General features: G+C 65.1%; 18 protein-coding genes and 1 tRNA gene. 3 read left to right on the forward strand and 16 right to left on the reverse strand.

Annotated elements, in window-relative coordinates; all coding sequences use genetic code 11:
- Position 1: 1 nt before the first annotated feature.
- From DFJ64_RS03455 to DFJ64_RS03490, 10 genes are all read right to left on the reverse strand, one after another.
- Positions 2–2,587: a carbohydrate binding domain-containing protein gene (locus tag DFJ64_RS03455; RefSeq protein WP_115849128.1), complete on the reverse strand. Its 2,586-nt coding sequence runs from the start codon at positions 2,585–2,587 to the stop codon at positions 2–4.
- A gap of 208 nt (positions 2,588–2,795) precedes the next feature.
- Positions 2,796–3,629: a hypothetical protein gene (locus DFJ64_RS03460; RefSeq protein ID WP_147304577.1), complete on the reverse strand. Its 834-nt coding sequence runs from the start codon at positions 3,627–3,629 to the stop codon at positions 2,796–2,798.
- Between the two features lie 69 nt (positions 3,630–3,698).
- Positions 3,699–4,400 (reverse strand): hypothetical protein, encoded by a 702-nt coding sequence (locus DFJ64_RS19155; RefSeq protein WP_147304578.1) that lies wholly within the window; start codon positions 4,398–4,400, stop codon positions 3,699–3,701.
- Positions 4,401–4,661: 261 nt separating this feature from the next.
- Positions 4,662–5,060 (reverse strand): hypothetical protein, encoded by a 399-nt coding sequence (locus DFJ64_RS19160; protein ID WP_147304579.1) that lies wholly within the window; start codon positions 5,058–5,060, stop codon positions 4,662–4,664.
- Positions 5,061–5,291: 231 nt separating this feature from the next.
- Complete coding sequence (locus DFJ64_RS03470; RefSeq protein ID WP_245940929.1) at positions 5,292–5,951, reverse strand: SAM-dependent methyltransferase; 660 nt, start codon at positions 5,949–5,951, stop codon at positions 5,292–5,294.
- Positions 5,948–6,934: a carbohydrate binding domain-containing protein gene (locus DFJ64_RS03475; protein ID WP_115849131.1), complete on the reverse strand. Its 987-nt coding sequence runs from the start codon at positions 6,932–6,934 to the stop codon at positions 5,948–5,950. The genes DFJ64_RS03470 and DFJ64_RS03475 overlap by 4 nt, the downstream gene beginning before the upstream one ends.
- A 208-nt stretch (positions 6,935–7,142) precedes the next feature.
- Entirely contained in the window at positions 7,143–8,003 is an 861-nt protein-coding gene (locus tag DFJ64_RS03480; protein WP_147304580.1) for a hypothetical protein, read from the reverse strand.
- 1,204 nt (positions 8,004–9,207) lie between these two features.
- Positions 9,208–10,161 carry a hypothetical protein gene (locus tag DFJ64_RS19165; RefSeq protein WP_147304581.1) on the reverse strand — a complete coding sequence of 318 codons (954 nt, stop codon included), beginning with the start codon at positions 10,159–10,161 and terminating at the stop codon, positions 9,208–9,210.
- Positions 10,162–10,179: 18 nt separating this feature from the next.
- Positions 10,180–10,638, reverse strand: coding sequence for a hypothetical protein (locus DFJ64_RS03485; protein WP_147304582.1), 459 nt, complete (start codon positions 10,636–10,638; stop codon positions 10,180–10,182).
- 349 nt (positions 10,639–10,987) lie between these two features.
- Positions 10,988–11,836 carry an AraC family transcriptional regulator gene (locus tag DFJ64_RS03490; protein ID WP_115851796.1) on the reverse strand — a complete coding sequence of 283 codons (849 nt, stop codon included), beginning with the start codon at positions 11,834–11,836 and terminating at the stop codon, positions 10,988–10,990.
- 55 nt (positions 11,837–11,891) lie between these two features.
- Between DFJ64_RS03490 and DFJ64_RS03495 the strand changes: the two genes are divergently transcribed.
- Complete coding sequence (locus tag DFJ64_RS03495) at positions 11,892–12,329, forward strand: DUF6157 family protein (RefSeq protein ID WP_115849134.1); 438 nt, start codon at positions 11,892–11,894, stop codon at positions 12,327–12,329.
- On the opposite strand, the gene DFJ64_RS03500 is transcribed toward DFJ64_RS03495, so the two are convergent.
- Positions 12,310–13,290, reverse strand: coding sequence for a helix-turn-helix transcriptional regulator (locus tag DFJ64_RS03500; protein WP_115849135.1), 981 nt, complete (start codon positions 13,288–13,290; stop codon positions 12,310–12,312). The genes DFJ64_RS03495 and DFJ64_RS03500 overlap by 20 nt on opposite strands.
- A 121-nt stretch (positions 13,291–13,411) precedes the next feature.
- On the opposite strand from DFJ64_RS03500, the gene DFJ64_RS03505 reads away from it, so the two are divergent.
- Positions 13,412–13,777 (forward strand): VOC family protein, encoded by a 366-nt coding sequence (locus DFJ64_RS03505; protein ID WP_115849136.1) that lies wholly within the window; start codon positions 13,412–13,414, stop codon positions 13,775–13,777.
- 359 nt (positions 13,778–14,136) lie between these two features.
- Here DFJ64_RS03505 and DFJ64_RS03510 read toward each other — a convergent pair whose 3' ends face one another.
- A complete protein-coding gene (locus tag DFJ64_RS03510; RefSeq protein ID WP_115849137.1) occupies positions 14,137–14,751 on the reverse strand; it encodes a TetR/AcrR family transcriptional regulator in 615 nt (204 codons plus the stop codon).
- Positions 14,752–14,802: 51 nt separating this feature from the next.
- On the opposite strand from DFJ64_RS03510, the gene DFJ64_RS03515 reads away from it, so the two are divergent.
- Positions 14,803–15,618 carry a class I SAM-dependent methyltransferase gene (locus DFJ64_RS03515; protein ID WP_115849138.1) on the forward strand — a complete coding sequence of 272 codons (816 nt, stop codon included), beginning with the start codon at positions 14,803–14,805 and terminating at the stop codon, positions 15,616–15,618.
- Between the two features lie 164 nt (positions 15,619–15,782).
- Here DFJ64_RS03515 and DFJ64_RS03520 read toward each other — a convergent pair.
- From DFJ64_RS03520 to nadD, 4 genes are all read right to left on the reverse strand, one after another.
- Positions 15,783–15,856, reverse strand: a tRNA-Ala gene (locus DFJ64_RS03520).
- An 82-nt stretch (positions 15,857–15,938) separates the two neighbouring features.
- Positions 15,939–16,577, reverse strand: a complete 639-nt coding sequence (locus DFJ64_RS03525) for a histidine phosphatase family protein (protein WP_115849139.1) — start codon at positions 16,575–16,577, stop codon at positions 15,939–15,941.
- On the reverse strand, positions 16,574–16,990 hold the full coding sequence (rsfS, locus tag DFJ64_RS03530; RefSeq protein ID WP_115849140.1) for a ribosome silencing factor: 417 nt from the start codon (positions 16,988–16,990) through the stop codon (positions 16,574–16,576). The genes DFJ64_RS03525 and rsfS overlap by 4 nt, the downstream gene beginning before the upstream one ends.
- A gap of 77 nt (positions 16,991–17,067) precedes the next feature.
- On the reverse strand, positions 17,068–17,670 hold the full coding sequence (gene nadD, locus DFJ64_RS03535) for a nicotinate-nucleotide adenylyltransferase (protein ID WP_170152481.1): 603 nt from the start codon (positions 17,668–17,670) through the stop codon (positions 17,068–17,070).
- Between the last annotated feature and the right edge of the window lie 24 nt (positions 17,671–17,694).

Below are 17,694 nucleotides of genomic sequence, written 5' to 3' on the forward strand. Positions count from 1 at the left end.
TTCAGCGGCGGCTCGCCTCCCGAACGAACGGTCGTGGGTCGATCCGCAGCAGAGCGGTGGCGCGGTACGTGACGTACAGGTTGTCGTAGGCGTCCAGGGTCAGGTACGGCCCTGCCCCCTCGGTGAGGATCGTGAGCGTGTCCGCCGCTGAGCCCTGGGCCAGCGTGCGGCGCGGGTCGAAGCCGAAGACACGCCCACCCACGTTGCCGTAGATCCAGCCATCGCTGGCGACGACCATCTGCCCGTAGTTGCCAGCGATGCGATCGCCCGGCTTCCAGTCCGGGAAGATGTGCTCGCGGTGGATCCACTCCTCCGTCGTCGGATCCAGGGCGAGCAGCCACCCTTCGGCGTAGAACCACACGACGCCGTCCTGGTCGGTCACCGCCGCGTTGACGGCGCGGGTGTTCGGGATCGGCCACGGCGTCGTCCTCGCCTCCTGGCGCGATTCGTCGAAGATCAGCAGCTTCGCCTGGTCCTCGATCGGTAGGCCGTCCCAGCTGTAGAAGATGGAGCCGCCGCCGAACACCTTGTCCCCGCTCGCGGCGATCGTGTTCACCGACTGATGCCCGACGACACCGTCGAGCGTGGTGCACTCACCGGTCGCCAGGTCCAGCCACCCGAACGCGCCCTCGTTGTGGCCGTACTCCGCCTGGGTTCCGTAATAGATGCGGTCGCCGTGCCCCAGCAGACCGTACGGGCGGTTCTGGCCAGCGCCGATCGTGCAGTCGATCCGAGGTGTCTCGCCGGAGGCAACCTCGTCGTAGGTGAAGGACTCGATGCGCGCGTAAGGGTAGGTCCCTTGGTAGACGCGGCCACGGTAGCTGATCATCGCCTCCGCTTGACCGCCAACGGCGAACGTCACGTGCTCGTCGTCGCGCATCGGCGCCACGCCGCCCAGTCCGCCGGTCAGGTAGCCGGCGCTCCAGATGCGACCGTCGGGGCCTTCGGTGATGCTGTGGACCTGCAGCGAGACGTCAGGGATGCCCTCGACCTTGGTCCGCTCCAGCCGATGGGTGTCGAGGTTGTACTTCACCAGGTAGGCGCCGGAGTTCCAGCCGACGAGCGTGGTGCCCGGCCACGCGGGGTCGTCCAGCTCCACCGCCTCCCACCTGCGCGAGAAGATGCCGGTGTTGGAGTTCGGCATCGTCACTTCCTCGCGAGTCGCCAGGTCGAAGGCGTACAGCGGTTGGCCCGGGTCGTTCGCCTTGGAGTAGTAGACCTTGCCGTCGACGACGGGCGAGGACCCGTTGTAGATCACGCCCTCGACCTCGGCGACAACCTCGGCTTGCAGCTCGTCCGCGTCGTCGCGCCACACGCGCAAGATGACGAGGTTGTCGTCGCCAAGGCTCTGGGAGTCACCAGCCCACGCCATGACGTAGCCGTTGCCGGCGGTGATCCCGTACACCCACGGCGAGGCTTGCAGCTTCTCGCTGAACAGGCCGATGAAGTCCTTGCAGCGCGGCTCCCCCACCGTCGAGCATCCGACGAGGTGCGGCTTGGTGCCGGTGCCGACGAAGACGGTCTTGGTCTGCTCCTCGTAGGCGACGGTGCGGCTGTAGTAGGCGTCGGTGACCAGCGGGTTCGGTCCGAGTGTGCCCTGGAACCCCTCGCCTTCGACGTACCGGTAGACCGCCGCGCCGGCGAAGCCGTCCGTGGGCTCTCCCCAACCACCGCCGTACGCGACGCCGTCGTCGTCGAAGTCGATGTCGTACATGAAGCCCCAGGCCTCGATGGGAGGCGCACCGACGCGGACAGCCTCCGACGCACCTGGGGTGTAGAGCCACAACGCGGGAGCGCTGTAAGTGCCGACGTAGACCGTGCCGGTCACGGGGTTCTGCCGGATCCCCCACGCGCCGGTCGCACCCGGCAGGCGGACGTTGCGGACCACCTCGCCGGTGAGGATGTCGGTCACGGTCAACACCGCCGGGTCGTGCTCGGATCCGGTACCAACCGCGTAGGTCACCGCCCGTCCGTTCTCGTCGACTCCCGCCGCCATGCTGAGGTACGAGGTCCCCTTGGTGATCTGGCGGTCGAGGACGGTGAGCGGCGCGGTGATCAGGACCTGGTCGAACAGAGCTCGATCGGCGGCCGCGAGCTCGACCTGGACCTCGCGGGCTGCCGCCGGCGCCGATGCGGACACCTCGGCCACGTCGCTACCGCGACGCGTCGTACTCGAGGACACCGACACCACGCGGCCTTGCTCGTCGAGCCAGCGGAGCCGGATCGTCGCCGCCTTGTCCGCGTGGACGTGGGCGAACGCGGTGTAGTGCTGCCCCGGGCTGACGCTGACCGACGAGTTCACTGCTCCGACGCGACGGCACGGAGGACGACCCGGGAGCAGCAAGGCGCGACTGCCGTCGCTCGCCCACTCCGTCGTGGTGGTGACAGCGTCCCGGCAGGGTGGGGTGGGCTCGCCGCCACGTCCGTTCGTGGGCGACCAACCGGTGAGGCCGTCCTCGAAGCTGTGGTTCCGGAGGAGCAAGTCACCGTCGTGAAGGACCGGCTCGGCGTCGGTGACCTCGGCCTGGGCGACGCCGCCGACCGCCGCCACCATTCCCGCAGTCAGCAGAACCAGGCCCCGCCTCATCAAGCCACGTGACCTCGTCCGACGCCGTGCCGTGACCGTGTGACCCACGTGTCCGCTCCCCTCACCCGCCAGCTCGAGACGCCTCGTCGGCCCACCGGCACCTTCGCACCCGGCCGGCCAGCGACACGCGGAGTCGAAGACTAGAGGGCCGGCATCGCGACAGGACTGCCCTTGCACGAATCGGACGTCCAGACGCGGCCAACCTTCTCTACGGGCGATCGACCATCGCCCGGAGCGTTCCAGTCGTCTCCAATTCGTCGACCACCTCTGCGAAGTCCAGCCTTTGGATCCGCTGTACGCCCTCCATGGTGGCGAGCTCGTGCCGAAGCTCAGGATGACGAAGGTAGAACACAACCGCCAGGTACACCACGCCAGGGTTAACGTCCAGGTAGTGCAGCTCGATCCGACGATTACGCCGCCTGAATATCGGCCACGACGCGATGAAGTTCTCCTCCGGGTTCAGTTGTATTCCCTGCGGCTCGGCTACGATAAGGTCGAGGCGCGGATACCCTAAGGCGATAGTCAGAACGTCCTTGATCCACTCCCATGCGTAAAAACAACATCCGAACTGTGACCAGTGGTAGATGCCCTTCGGACTAAGCCCGACACCTAGCTGGCCACGCCTTCGAACGAGCCGACTGAACGCGCAGCACAACGCCATCACCCCAAGAACGGGCGCCACGAATGCCAGTGCGCGTAGTCGCGCGTCCGCGCGCGTCCCGGACGGCGGAATCATTGCCATCAAAAAGGGATGACAAATGAGAGTCATTCCCAGCCACAGATAGGCGAGCGGCTCTAGGATCGCGAAGGAGCGCCGATTCCACATCGTCACCGCAAGCCTGCCGTCGCGCAGACGGGAAAGCCGCACACGTGACGAACCTCGCCGCCAGCATGTACCAGTTGTTAGATAGAGCAAAACCGCCCATATGGTGACGGCACACACCAGCAGCGCAAGGAGAAGAAAAAAGTAATAGTCCTTCTCGTAAAATGCAGAGAAGACGACCCAAAGAAGGATAATATAAACCATCAGAAAGGCGGGCATCATTCGCCTTCCTCGCTGATGACCTCGAACCCAGTCGGTCGGTAGTGGAACAAATCTCATCGGAATCCCTCACGAATCTTCCCCGACTGGAGGAACTCGACGCGGGCCCGGATCAAGACTAGGTGTGACAGCTAAGAGTTTTTCTAAGGCGGTGCGATTCTGCTTGTCGTACCACTTTCCCACATACTGAGACGTCGTATTTCCGAGAATCGCGGCCGGGATCGGCGTTAGCCAAAAGGGTGCGCCAAGATACGTTCCGACCCCCATAATCACCGCGGCCGTGGCGATGGCTACCCCTGTTATCAGGACAACTTTCTCCGGCGGCTCTCCTTCGTACAAGGAATATCCGACAGAAGTAATCGTCAAAGCCGCACTTGCGCCGCGACCAAGCAAAATCCTTCCAGTTAGACTAGAGTACAGACGGGGTTTCTTCCGTTTGATTTCATCCACCAGTGCGGACGCTTCTTCGCTCACGATGTCTCCAGCTAAGAATAGAGGTGCGTTCCAGTTATAGGTGTCGTCCCCCACAAGCATTTCGCGAATCAGGTCATGTGCCGAGTCCACCTGCTCTGTGATCTCTTCGTATACTTGCTTACGATGCCGATAGACTAGATTGGCAGCCTCAAGGCTATAGTCTTCTGAGTGCCCGGGCGGGTAAATCTCGAGCTTTGGTGGCCAGATGCAGCCGTCCTCGATTCTCAGTCCTTCTCTCCGGGCGGTATCCGTTGCCCACTCGACTCGATTTTGCGCCATCTCCAATGCATCCGCCATGCGATCAAGCAACCGGGCACGTACTCTGATCGCATCGGACAGCTGGTTGATTTTGACTAGTCCAGCGCCAAGCCTTTCCGCGAAAGCTCGTCCAGCAAGATCATCCCATGAGTCCAAGCGATTACACAAGATGTACCCGACAGCTCTGGACGCCTCTTCAACGAGGGGGGCCAGAGTGCTGCGGAACCAGTCCGCGACCGCTCGGATACTCGCAGGGTCACCGCCAAGCGTGATAGTGGGCGCCTCACCCATAGCCTTTCCCTAGCGTGTTCTCTTCTTATCGACAGACTCCCAAGCTTCACGAATTTCAGGCCCATGCTCAAACCATGAGTGAGCAAACCCTATCTCGATAAGATGAAACTTGCCTTGTTCTATGAGCTCCTGATTCTTCTTCTCTATCTCCCGATAAGCTTTTGCAACTTTGTTAAGCCTGTGAGCCGCGGCCTCTAGACGAAGTATGAGATGCACGTACTGGGCGACTGTAGCCTCGACCATGTCTTCTACTACCGGCGTGAGCGGTCCGGCGTCAATATACTGTGGTTTCCTGCGCTCAGCGCCTGTATCGAGCTCGACTGCAGCCTCCTCGAGAAGCTGACCCCATCGCTCGATCTCGCCGGAATCGAAGTGCACTTCGCCATACAGGGATCCGGAAGTGGCCATTTGCGCCCCTCCTTTCACTATTAACTTCGAAGGCATCGTCAGGAGAGCCTACTTAGAACATTCATAACCCATGGTAGTCAGCTGAAAAACTGCGTGCACTTGTTGTCCACAGCCCACCCACGTGTCCCCAGGATCTATCTGTGAGCCTGGTCACAAGAGGCTCGCGCTATCGGATGCGTGGCCTACCGTCGTCAGACGTCCACTGTCGGATAGATTCGTAACTGCCGAAAGTCACCGCTTGCGGGCGGTGACGAGGGCGAAGGTCAGGTACTCGCCACGGTCCGCCTCGAGCATGGTGAGGACCTCGCCGATACCGTCCGCGTCGCCAGGCCGGTGTTCTCGACCCGCGCGTGCCCACAGCAGCCAGTCCCGCCAACCGTCTCGCTGCACGCGCGCGGATGTCACCGTGACCAGCTCAGTGATGTCCCACTGGAACCGCCACCACTCGGCGGTGTGCCAGGCGATGGCCTCCCAGCCGACACAGGCCTTGATGTGCTCGGGAATGGCGCCCATCTCTCGGACCTCACGGGTCATCGCTGGCGTGGCGATGCCGAGCTGCCCACCAGGCTTGAGGAAGCGGACCAGGTACGGCAGGTAGCTGTCCGCGGTGCCGAAGTACTCGAACGCGTCGATGCTGACGATGACGTCGAAGGACTCGCGGGCGAACGGCAAGGCGTGCGCCTCCGCCTTGATCGCGTGGATTCGGTCGGCGACACCCGCGCTCGCGAAGACGTCGGCCGCAGTGTCCGGAGACACCCAGAGGTCCGCGGCGGTGACCCGCACACCGAACTCGCGAGCGAGGAACACCGAGGTCGCACCCATCCCGGACCCGAGGTCGAGCACACGCATCCCGGGCTTGAGGTCGAGGTCGCGGGAGAGGCGGCCGGTCACCGCACCGTGCTCATCACGGGCGCGATCCGGCCGCTGACGACGCCGTGGCCGATCCCGAACACCTTGTCCCCGCTCGCGGCGATCGTGTTCACCGACTGATGCCCGACGACACCGTCGAGCGTGGTGCACTCACCGGTCGCCAGGTCCAGCCACCCGAACGCGCCCTCGTTGTGGCCGTACTCCGCCTGGGTTCCGTAATAGATGCGGTCGCCGTGCCCCAGCACGGGGTTCTGCCGGATCCCCCACGCGCCGGTCGCACCCGGCAGGCGGACGTTGCGGACCACCTCGCCGGTGAGGATGTCGGTCACGGTCAACACCGCCGGGTCGTGCTCGGATCCGGTACCAACCGCGTAGGTCACCGCCCGTCCGTTCTCGTCGACTCCCGCCGCCATGCTGAGGTACGAGGTCCCCTTGGTGATCTGGCGGTCGAGGACGGTGAGCGGCGCGGTGATCAGGACCTGGTCGAACAGAGCTCGATCGGCGGCCGCGAGCTCGACCTGGACCTCGCGGGCTGCCGCCGGCGCCGATGCGGACACCTCGGCCACGTCGCTACCGCGACGCGTCGTACTCGAGGACACCGACACCACGCGGCCTTGCTCGTCGAGCCAGCGGAGCCGGATCGTCGCCGCCTTGTCCGCGTGGACGTGGGCGAACGCGGTGTAGTGCTGCCCCGGGCTGACGCTGACCGACGAGTTCACTGCTCCGACGCGACGGCACGGAGGACGACCCGGGAGCAGCAAGGCGCGACTGCCGTCGCTCGCCCACTCCGTCGTGGTGGTGACAGCGTCCCGGCAGGGTGGGGTGGGCTCGCCGCCACGTCCGTTCGTGGGCGACCAACCGGTGAGGCCGTCCTCGAAGCTGTGGTTCCGGAGGAGCAAGTCACCGTCGTGAAGGACCGGCTCGGCGTCGGTGACCTCGGCCTGGGCGACGCCGCCGACCGCCGCCACCATTCCCGCAGTCAGCAGAACCAGGCCCCGCCTCATCAAGCCACGTGACCTCGTCCGACGCCGTGCCGTGACCGTGTGACCCACGTGTCCGCTCCCCTCACCCGCCAGCTCGAGACGCCTCGTCGGCCCACCGGCACCTTCGCACCCGGCCGGCCAGCGACACGCGGAGTCGAAGACTAGAGGGCCGGCATCGCGACAGGACTGCCCTTGCACGAATCGGACGTCCAGACGCGGCCAACCTTCTCTACGGGCGATCGACCATCGCCCGGAGCGTTCCAGTCGTCTCCAATTCGTCGACCACCTCTGCGAAGTCCAGCCTTTGGATCCGCTGTACGCCCTCCATGGTGGCGAGCTCGTGCCGAAGCTCAGGATGACGAAGGTAGAACACAACCGCCAGGTACACCACGCCAGGGTTAACGTCCAGGTAGTGCAGCTCGATCCGGCGATTCCGCCTCCGAAATATCAACCAGGATGCCAGGAAGTTCTCCTCCGGATTCCGCTGCCTTCCCGCTGGCTCAACAACGACAAGCTCGATCCTCGGAGACCTCACGACTACAGGCAGGATGTCTATAATCGACTCCCATCTGTAGAAGCAACACCCGAAGTGGGACCAGTGGTAGACGCCCTCGGGACTAAGCCCAATCCCTAGCTGGCCACGCTTGCGGACGATCCGGCTACATGCGAAGCACAAGAAAATCAAGCCCACTACAGTGGAAACATATCCAAGCGCGCGTAACTGTGCATCCGTCCGCGTCCCCGACGACGGAATCATCGCCATGACGAAGGGGTGACTGACGAGAGCAACTCCTAGCCAGGCATAGGCGAGTGACGCCGAGATCGTGAAGGCTGGTCGACTCCACATCGTCACCGCGAACATACCATCACGCAGTCGGGAGAGCCGCACACCTGACGAACCTCGGCGCCAGCATGTGCCAACTGTGACGTAGGACGTCACACCCCCGACGACAATGCCGCCCATGAGCAGGAAGACCAGGAGAAGGTTGTAGAATTCCCGCTCTCGAAAGTAGAAAATGGCCACCCATAAAGACGCCATTGCCAGCACGGCAAGGGTCGGCAGTATCCGCTTCCCATGCTTGTAGCTCAAGACCCATGCTCTAGGCAAAGGAATGTACATTCCTCTTCCTTTCAGGAGCCGTGATCAGTCGACGGAATGCGACGCGGACCTGGATCTAAGCTCGGTGTAACAGCGAGTAGCTTATGCAATGCCGTGCGGTTATGGCTGTCATACCATTTCCCCGTGGCATCCGAGAAAAGTTTTCCAGCAATCACAGCTGGGATAGCCGCTGCCCCTGCCCCCCGAACCCACCGGGCCAGTCAGTATCATCAGTACTCCCGCAGTGGTGGCCCTTGCACGAATCGGACGTCCGGACTCGGCCACCATCCTTACGACCGCTCGCTCGCGACCCGCAGCGTCCCAGTGGCCTCGAGCTCGTCGAGAACCTCCGCGAACTCCAGCTTCTGAATCCGCCGTACGCCGTCACTACTCGCTAGCTCATGGCGAAGCTCAGGGTGACGTAGGTAGAAGACGATCGCCAGATAGACAACACAAGGGTTGACGTTGAGATACTGAAGCCCTATTCGGCGACTATACCGCCGGAAGATCGGCCACGCCGCGAGGAAGTTTTCCTCTGGTTTCGACTGACGTTTCTTCGGGTCGACGACTACGAGATCAAGCGTAGGATACGCTAGTGCAACAGGAAGAACATTCCGAATCTGCTCCCAAGCATAGAAGCAGCACCCAAACCGCGACCAATGGTAGAGGCCTTCCGGACTCAGCCCGACGCTTAGCTCACCGCGTCTTCGAATAAGCCAGCCGGAGGCCCAACACAACGCCACCACACCAAAAACTGGCATCGCGAGTGCCAGTAAGCGCAGTCGCGCATCCGTCCGCGTCCCGGATGAGGGAATCATCGCCATCACGAAGGGGAAACTAACGAGAGTCACTCCCAGATATGCGTAGGCCAGCGACTCTAGGATCACGAAAAGGCGTCGATTCCCAATCGTCGCCGCGAGCTCTCCACCCCTCAGCCTCGAAAGGTGCACGGTTGACGAACCGCGCTGCCAGCATAAGCGTGTAGCGGAGTACACGAGCAAACCCCAGAAAGTGAATACACCTGCTATCAGAGCAAACAATAGCGAGGAGTAGTAATTCTGATCCCGGTATGAGGTAACAATACCTGAGAGGAGTATCGCATAAATGACCACAAGCGCTGGAACCAAGCGCTTCCCCTGCCGATACCCTTGAATCCAACTAGTCGGTCGCGGAACGTACTTCATTCAGATCCACCTCATGAATCATTCTCAACGGGAGGAACGCGTCGCGGCCCGGGATCGAGACTGGGAGTGGCTTTCAACAATTTGTCTAGAGCGGTGCGATTGTATTTGTCGTACCAACCCCCAACGTAATCGGCCACCGCGCTCCCAGTGAACGCAGCAGGCGTCGCCGTCAACCAAGCAGGGATACCCATCCACGCACCAGTCGCGATGATTACTGCAGTCGTCGCGACCGCCACCCCCATCAGCAGGATCACTTTTTCTGGCGGCTCTCCCTGAGCCAGGGCGTAGTCGGCCGCAAGAATCGTCATAGCAGCACCTGCTCCACGAACAAGCAGAACCCTTCCAGTTATTCGCGAGTACAAGTCTGGATTTCGACGCTTGAATTCATTCGCCAACACGCCCACTTCCTCTTTCACGAGATCTCCGGCCAAGAATAAGGGCTCATTCCAGTCATAGCTATCGTCTCCTACGAGCATTTCGCGGATCATGGTGTGCGCTGAGTCCACCTGCTCTTTGATCTCTTCGTATACTTGCTTCTGTTGGCGATATACATAGTTGGCGGTTTCAAGATCGTAATATTCGGAGTGCCCGGGTGGGTAAACCTGGAGTTGGGGTGGCCAGATACAGCCTTCCTCGATCCTCAGTCCTATCCTCCGGGCGGTATCCGTTGCCCACTCGACGCGACTTTGCGCCAGCTCCAGTACATCAGCGATGCGATCAAGCAACCGGGCACGCGCCCTGACCGCGTCGGAGAACTGGTTGATCTTGACTAGCCCGGCACTGAGCCTTTCTCCGAAAAGCCGACCAGCAGAATCATCCCATGAATCCAGTCGATTGCACAAGATGTACCCGACCGCCCTAGACGCCTCGTCGACGAGAGGGGCTAGAGTGTTACGGAACCAGTCCGCGACTGCTCGAATACTCGCCGGATCACCGCCCAGTGTGATGGTAGGAGCCTCACCCATGGCACCCCTTTCTGATGATCACTTGCTTTCGGCGATGGTTTCCCACGCATCACGGACCTCAGGGTCCCAGTGAGGATGGTGGAAGGGCAACATCGCGATACTGTAGCCCAGATTTTTCATGAGTTTCTTGTTCTTTTCTTCGACTTTTCGATAGGCCTTTGCGACCCGATCAAGTTTGTGCGCTGCGGCCTCTAGGCGAAGAATGAGATGCACGTACTGGGCGACGGTAGCCTCGACCATGTCTTCTACTAGCGGCGTGAACGGCCCAGCATCAACGTACTCCGGTCTCCTGCGCTCGGCACCTGTGTCGAGCTCGGATGCAGCCTCCTCGAGAAGCTGGCTCCATCGCTCAATCTGACCAGAATCGAAGTGCACTTCACCGTAGAAGGGCGTGTTGATTGACATCGCGGCCCCTCCATTCACCGCAAACTCTGGAAAGCCTCGCCCGGAAGTCAACGCGGTAAGCGACATTGCCATCGCCGATGGTAGTCACCAAGTTTCAGGCGCATTCGTTGTCCACAGGCCTGCCCACGCCTCGCCAGGACTTCCTGTGAGCTTGGACACACGAGGGGTTCTGCGCGAGCCGGCGTTCGGTTCAGTCAGACGTCCGCTGCTGGACGGATTTGGTGCTGGCGACGTCAGAGCGTGCGGCGGTGGCGGGGCGAAGGAAACGTACTCACCCCGATCCGTCTCGCGCATGGCGAGAACCTCGTCGATCCCATTCGCCTTGCCAGGCCAGTGCTCTCGAAACCGTCCGACCTCACAGCAGCCAGTCGCGCCACCGTCGTCCTGCGCACGCGGACGTCACCGTGACCGCGGCATGACCTCAACCACCCGAGCGTCGCCGACCGGCCCGGCGACGGTAGGTGCCCGGACTCTCGCCGATGATGGCGCTGTAGCGGCGGGTGAAGTGGGCTTGGTCGGCGAAGCCCAGCGCGGCGGCCACGTCGGCCAGCGAGGTGTCGGGATGCTCGCGCAGGACGTGAGCGGCCTGGCGCAACCGGCGGCGGTCGATGAGCCACTTCGCCGTCACGCCGACACGTTCGCTCAGCGCACGATTGAGTGTCCGCACAGCCATCCCGAGGCGCGCGGCGAGGTCGTCCACCGTGAGGACGCTGTCGTCGCTCTCGGCGACCTGACAGATCTCGTTGACGAGCCGTCCGGTCGCGTCGATTCGTTCCGCGTGAGGGCGGAGCCATTCCTCAACCAACGAGCACGCGACGCTCGCCGCGTCGCCCGCCATGTGCGCTCGTACGACGGTCCACGGCCCTCCCGGCAGGGGTTCGTGGCCGTCCACCAGCGCACGAGGTCGCGTCGACGCGAGCACCGCGGTGGCGGCCGGTTGCAGAAGGACTCCGAGGACCCAGGAGCGTCCACGTAGCTCGCGAGTGAACACACGCGACGCCGGGCCGTACAGCGCCGCCTCATCTGAGGTGACGACCAGGTTGCACCCCGGGTAGGGCAGGACACGGTGCCGGCGCACCTGCCCGTCCGGGACGTCCCAGCGGCCGATCCACACGTGTCGTGCGAGATCGCTCAGATCGGGCGAGACGGGCAGTCGCTCGATCCGCAGCGCCTCGTCGTCGGGGTCGAGGTGGCCGCGCGGGCGGCGCGACGCGACCGTGGCCGAGATGTTCAAGACATCCGGCACCCGCCGCCGCGATGGTGTGCGCATAGCCCCAGTGTGACGGCGCGGGGCGAGCCAGCCGACGGTGAGAGGGAGACGGCCGGTGTACAGCACGATCTACCGACAGACGTTCATCCGGGTGGCGGACGACTGTCCGGTCGACGCGGCCCAGGTCCCGCCTGCCGGCAGGACGTCCCCCAGCATCGCCTGGCTGCAGTACCACCTCATCGCCGAGCACCCCTACACGTACACCTCCGACGACCTGCTGTTCGAGGTCCACGTTCGGCGGGCGGGGATCCCGCCCGAGCGGCGAGCGGTCGAGCGAGCCGCCTTCTTTGCCAAGCCACGAGCCTGCCTGCGGGCCTCGCCCCTGGCCAAGCGCTACGGGTGGGGCATCCACCACGACGCCGAGGGCAAGGTCGCGCTGGTCGCGCTCGGCTCCGAGGACTACCGGCGAATGGTGAACGATCCCTCGTTGCGGCAGCTCACCGCCATGCGCAGCACCCGCGCGCGGAGCGGGGTCACGGGCTCGCGGCCGTGACGCTGGCGTGTCGCTGGGCGAGGTCGCGGGCGAGTCGAGCGACGAGGTCCCGGGCCTCGGGCGGATCGAGGACCTCGATGTGGTCGGCGAACTGGAAAAGTTGGCGTACTCCGTCGAGTTGGTCGTAGCCGACGGTGACGCGCACCCGCCCGTCGACCGGCTCGACGCGACGGAGGCGACTGCCGAGGATGCGTCGGGCGATGTCCACGGTGTCGACGTCGAGCAACGCGGTGACCCGAACGGTGTCCTGGTGCTCCACCTCGGCGACCAGCCCGGCGGCTACCTGCTCGAGTGTGACGTCCGGCCGGAGGCGCCTGCGCTCCTCGAGCGGAACCCACGAGTGCAGCCGCGTCACGGCGAACATGCGCGGACGTCCGTCTCGATCCGCGATCAGGTACCAGCGGCCACCCCGCAGGTACAGGCCATAAGGATCGACGACGTACTCCCGCGGATCGGACCTACCGCTGGCTCGGTAGCGGATCCGCAGGCGCCTGCCGCGCCGCAGGTCGCGAAGGAGGTTCGTCACCGGCTCGTCAACGTCCTCCGAGGCGAACCATCCGCGGGTGTCGATGGTGACGATCTCACGCAACGGCAGCAGGCCGCCGTCCGCGTCGACGAGCGGGGTTTGGACGCGCGGCGCGAGCTTCTGGCGGGCGCTGCGCGCGGCGGCCTCCAGTCCCAGCTGACGGACCCGCGTCACGTCCACCCCGACCAGCTGGAGCACCTCCGCCTCACCCCTGGTGAGGCGGTTCACGTCGACCTGCGCTCCAGGCGGGAGCGTGATGCCGCCGTAGCGCCCTCGCTCGGCGAACACCGGCACGTCCGCGCGGGCCAACGTCGCGACATCACGGAGGATCGTCCTCGTCGAGACGCCGAACTGCTCGGCTAGCTCGCTCGCCGTCATCCGCCGGTTCGCCTGCAGCGCGACGAGGATCGCCAGCAGCCGCTGCGTTCGTTCCACCGCCCACCTTCTTCGACTTGTGCCGGCCCTTCTGGGCGCGGAGAACACGACACAGATTGTCAGGTTTTCGTGCGAGTCTGCCGGGCACGACCAGACGCGTGACCGTCAGGAAGGAACCGAGATGGCCGCACCCAACTTGTTCCTGGTCTATGTCACGGACGTCGAGCGAGCCACCGCCTTCTACCGCGACCTGTTCGAGATCGAGCCGACCATGGTCACCCCACGGTATGTGGCGTTCGAGGTCGCGCCCGGTGTGCTGTTCTCCCTGTGGAGCGGCAAGAGCGGGCACGTCACGCCGGATCTGCCACGCACGTTCGAGGTCGGCCTCATGGTCCCGGGCGCCGCGGACGCGGTCGACGCCGTCTACGAGCGGTGGGTGGCGAAGAACGTCACGGTGGTCGAGGAGCCTCACGACGAGGTGTTCGGGCGCACCTTCGTCATCGCCGACCCCGATGGGAACCTGGTCCGCGTCTCGCCCGTGGACTGACGGGTGCGGCAGGACGCTCCGTCGGCCGGGCAGGTGGAGCGGCCGATCCGCCTGCCCGCGCCCACCGCGCTCGCGGCTGGTGGCGCCGCTCTGGCTCGGGCCGGCGCGGGCCAGGGACCTGAGGCGGGCGTCACTCCGTATCGGAGGCGAACCGCTCCCAGGCTGACTGGCGGCTGACTCCCAACGCCTTGCCGATCTACTCCCAGGTATGGCCTTGCTTCCTGGCCAGCTTCACCGCTCGCCTGAGCGGCGCTTCCATCCCCTTGACCCCAGCGCTGATGCCCTCGATGACGACCAGCGGCTTGCGGGACCACTCGCCCTCGATGTTGAGGTCGACACGTACGCGGACAAACCTTCCGTCATCGACCGTCGAAGGGGGCGTCGACGCCGGGCTCAGCGCCGACGACGATGGCCTCGACGACCTCCTGAACGGCGGACTCGTCCGGCAGTCCGCCGAGCTCGCCCGCGAAGAGCAGGTGCCCGGTCCCGATGAGCGCATGGGCCAAGGCGGCGGGCGCGGCCCCGGCCACGATGCGGCCCAGCCTCTGCTCGGCGACCAGGTACTCCGTGAGAGCGCCGACCGCCTCGGTGAGCATCGGGATCCCGCTGGGTGTTCCCGCTCGGAGCCGCGCGCGGAGCTCGTCACGGGTGAACACGAGCCGCACGAGCGCCAGCCCGAGCGGGTCGAAGACCCGCATGAGCGCGGAGGAAACGTTCCCGACCACGGTTCCCTGGCCGGCTCGGTCACTCAGCTCGGCCGCCATGGCGTGGACGGCGTTGATCCGATCCTGTACGAGCGACGCGAGAAAGTCGTCGAAGTCGGCGAAGTATCGGTAGAGGACGCCCTTGGCGACGCCGGCCTCGTCGGTAACGGTCCGGCTCGTGATACCCGCCGGTCCGTCGCGAAGCAAGACTCGCGTCCCCGCGGCGAGGAGCTGGGTGCGCGCGTCACGCAGTGCCACGCCGGTCGGCATGCGTCCTCCGTCCACGCTCGTGAATGGGCGCTTGCCCATTAGAGTGGGCGCATGCCCACTCTACCTCCGACGCCGCTGACCGGCGACGCCGCACACCGCCACCCCGAGATGGCTCAGTCGTGCGGATCGGCCGCCGAGACCTACGACCGGGTACGACCTCGGTACCCCGCTGCGCTCGTGGACGTCATCGTCGAGCGGCTGCCCGGCCGAGCGATCCTCGATGTCGGGATCGGCACGGGCATCTCGGCCGAGCCGTTCCGCGACCGTGGGTTCACGGTGCTCGGCGTCGGTCCGGATCCGCGGATGGCGGCGATAGCGCGCCGGAAGGGCTTCGCCGTCGAGACCGGGCGATTCGAGGAGTGGAACCCAGCAGGACGGACGTTCGACGGCGTGATCGCGGGACAGACCTGGCATTGGATCGATCCGGTCGCTGGTGCCGCGAAGGCCGCGACCGTGTTGCGTCCCGGCGGTCAGCTCGCCCTCTTCTGGAACGCCACCATGCCGGCGCCCGAGATCGCCGCCGAGTTCGCGAAGGTTTTCGAGTCGCTCGAGACAGGGCTCCCGTTCAACCCCTGGGCCACCACGCCACGGGCTGATCCCTACGGCCCGATCATCGACCAGGCAACCGCCGGTCTCGACACGACCGGCGCGTTCGGCGCGGTGGAGCGTCTGGCCGTCGAGTGGCGGTCGACGGTCGGACGGGACGCCTGGCTGGAGCAGACCACGACCGCCGGCGGCATCAACCGCCTTCCGAAGAACAAGCGAGACGCGCTCCTTCAAGGCATGGGCGAGGTGATCGACGCGGCCGGTGGGACGCTCGAGGTCGCCTACACGACGGTCGCTGCGATCACCGAGCGGACGCCTTGATTCCGCCACTCGCCGGGCACGTCCACTCCGACCGCCGTATCCCCGCTCCGCCGCGCGATCGCGGCGGCGCTCCCTCGCCGGCGACTCTCGCCCAGACGACTCTTGCCCAGACGGGGCGCGAAAACGACTGTGCCCCGCCTCGTGGCGGGGCACACCGACATCCGTGGAGCTGAGGGGACTCGAACCCCTGACCCCCTCCATGCCATGGAGGTGCGCTACCAGACTGCGCTACAGCCCCAACCGAGCCCTCGTGGGCCGTTCCCATGCGGGCTCAGTGAGCATATCCGGTCCGCCTCGCGGGAGGAAACCGACCCCCTCGATCAGCGGTGAGCGCCCACGTCGGGTCGCGGCGACGCTCCGACGTTCCACTCCGCGATCCGCCACCCGCGAGGTCCGGGCTCGCACACCACCCAGGCGCAGTTGCGGAGCCCGCCGAGCGCCTCCCAGTACTGCAGAGGCAGTCCGACGAGTCGGGTCACCCCCACACGTGTGGCCATACCGTGCGTAGCGGCCACAACCGTCTCGCCATCGGCGACGAGATCGATCGCTCGCCGGAACGCCTTCTCGGCTCGCTCGCTCAGCTCCGCGAGGGTCTCGCCGTCACCACCCCGGCGTACGTCCTCCCCCGCGGCCAAACGCCGGGCGAGATCTGGATCACGCTCGTGGATCTGGTCGATGGTCAGCCCGGCCCAGGAGCCGACGTCGATCTCCCTGAGGTCGGGGTCGTAGGTCACCTCCAGGCCGGTGAGCTTGGCCAACTCTGCCGCGGTCTGGGCCGCACGCTTGAGGTCGCTGGAGACCACCGCCGCGGGCCGGAAGGTGGCGAGCTGAACGGCGGCCTCCCGCGCCTGCGCCAGGCCTACCGCATCGAGGGGAACGTCGGTCTGCCCCTGCATGCGGCGCTCGACGTTCCACCGCGTCTGGCCGTGCCGCCACACGACCAACCGGGCCGCGCTCACAGATCCGTCCCGGTCCGACGGTTGAGCTGGTCACTCACCGGCCCAGCGTGGACGACATCCTCCGGCAGGGAGATTTCCGGACAGTCTCGCCAGAGTCGCTCGAGGCTGTAGTACTCGCGCTCCTCGGCGTGCTGGACGTGGATGACGATCTCGCCGTAGTCGAGGAGAACCCACCGGGCGTCCCGCTCACCCTCGACGCGGGCGCTCTTGGCGCCGACGGCGGCCAAGCGGTCACGGATCTCGTCGACGATCGCGGCGACCTGTCGTTCGTTCGGAGCGCTACAGAGGAGGAACGCGTCGGCGATCGCGAGCCGGTCCGACACGTCGAACGCGACGATGTCGCGGGCCAGCTTGTCCGAGGCCGCTCGTGCGGCCACCTGAGTCAGCTCGACGGCGTGTGTCGTCGCGGGCACAGCATCCTTTCTCGGCGATCCCGGACAACGCGACCGGGTCACCGCACTCGTCGGGTCGTCCTGACCGTTCCAGGATGTCACGCCCGGCGGTACAGGCGCCTCTTGTTGATGTACTGGACAACCCCGTCAGGTACCAAATACCAGATCGGATGCCCCGTCGCGACTCGCTCCCGGCACTCGGTGGAGGAGATCGCGAGGGCGGGAATCTCGAGCAGCGTGACGGCCTCCTTGGGCACCCCCTCGCCGATCTCGATGGTGTGGCCCGGCCGGGTGCACCCGACGAAGTGCGCCATCTCGAAGAGCTTGTCGACGTGGTGCCAGGTGAGGATCTGAGTGAGGGCGTCCGCGCCGGTGATGAAGTAGAAGTCGACGTCTGGACCGAGCTCAGCCCGCAAGTCGCGCAAGGTGTCGACCGTGTACGTGGGGCCTGGGCGATCGATGTCGACCCGGCTCACCGAGAACCGTGGATTGGACGCCGTCGCGATGACCGTCATGAGATAGCGGTCCTCGGCGGGCGACACCTCCCGTCCGGCCTTCTGCCACGGCTGTCCGGTCGGGACGAAGATCACCTCGTCGAGGTCGAACGACGCCTGGACCTCGCTCGCCGCCACGAGGTGGCCGTGGTGGATCGGGTCGAACGTGCCACCCATCACACCGATACGGCGGCGACGCTCGCTCACCGAACCTCCTCACCTCGCACGTCG

It is taken from the genome of Thermasporomyces composti (genome assembly GCF_003386795.1).
In the GTDB taxonomy this organism is placed as follows: Bacteria; Actinomycetota; Actinomycetes; order Propionibacteriales; family Actinopolymorphaceae; genus Thermasporomyces; species Thermasporomyces composti.

Excerpts from the sequence above, each read along its gene's own strand:
- DFJ64_RS03455 (WP_115849128.1), bottom strand. The coding sequence starts at position 2,587 with ATGAGGCGGGGCCTGGTTCTGCTGACTGCGGGAATGGTGGCGGCGGTC.
- DFJ64_RS03460 (WP_147304577.1), bottom strand. The coding sequence starts at position 3,629 with ATGCCCGCCTTTCTGATGGTTTATATTATCCTTCTTTGGGTCGTCTTC.
- DFJ64_RS19155 (WP_147304578.1), bottom strand. The coding sequence starts at position 4,400 with ATGGCGGATGCATTGGAGATGGCGCAAAATCGAGTCGAGTGGGCAACG.
- DFJ64_RS19160 (WP_147304579.1), bottom strand. The coding sequence starts at position 5,060 with ATGGCCACTTCCGGATCCCTGTATGGCGAAGTGCACTTCGATTCCGGC.
- DFJ64_RS03475 (WP_115849131.1), bottom strand. The coding sequence starts at position 6,934 with ATGAGGCGGGGCCTGGTTCTGCTGACTGCGGGAATGGTGGCGGCGGTC.
- DFJ64_RS19165 (WP_147304581.1), bottom strand. The coding sequence starts at position 10,161 with ATGGGTGAGGCTCCTACCATCACACTGGGCGGTGATCCGGCGAGTATT.
- DFJ64_RS03485 (WP_147304582.1), bottom strand. The coding sequence starts at position 10,638 with ATGGCAATGTCGCTTACCGCGTTGACTTCCGGGCGAGGCTTTCCAGAG.
- DFJ64_RS03490 (WP_115851796.1), bottom strand. The coding sequence starts at position 11,836 with ATGCGCACACCATCGCGGCGGCGGGTGCCGGATGTCTTGAACATCTCG.
- DFJ64_RS03505 (WP_115849136.1), top strand. The coding sequence starts at position 13,412 with ATGGCCGCACCCAACTTGTTCCTGGTCTATGTCACGGACGTCGAGCGA.
- DFJ64_RS03510 (WP_115849137.1), bottom strand. The coding sequence starts at position 14,751 with ATGCCGACCGGCGTGGCACTGCGTGACGCGCGCACCCAGCTCCTCGCC.
- DFJ64_RS03515 (WP_115849138.1), top strand. The coding sequence starts at position 14,803 with ATGCCCACTCTACCTCCGACGCCGCTGACCGGCGACGCCGCACACCGC.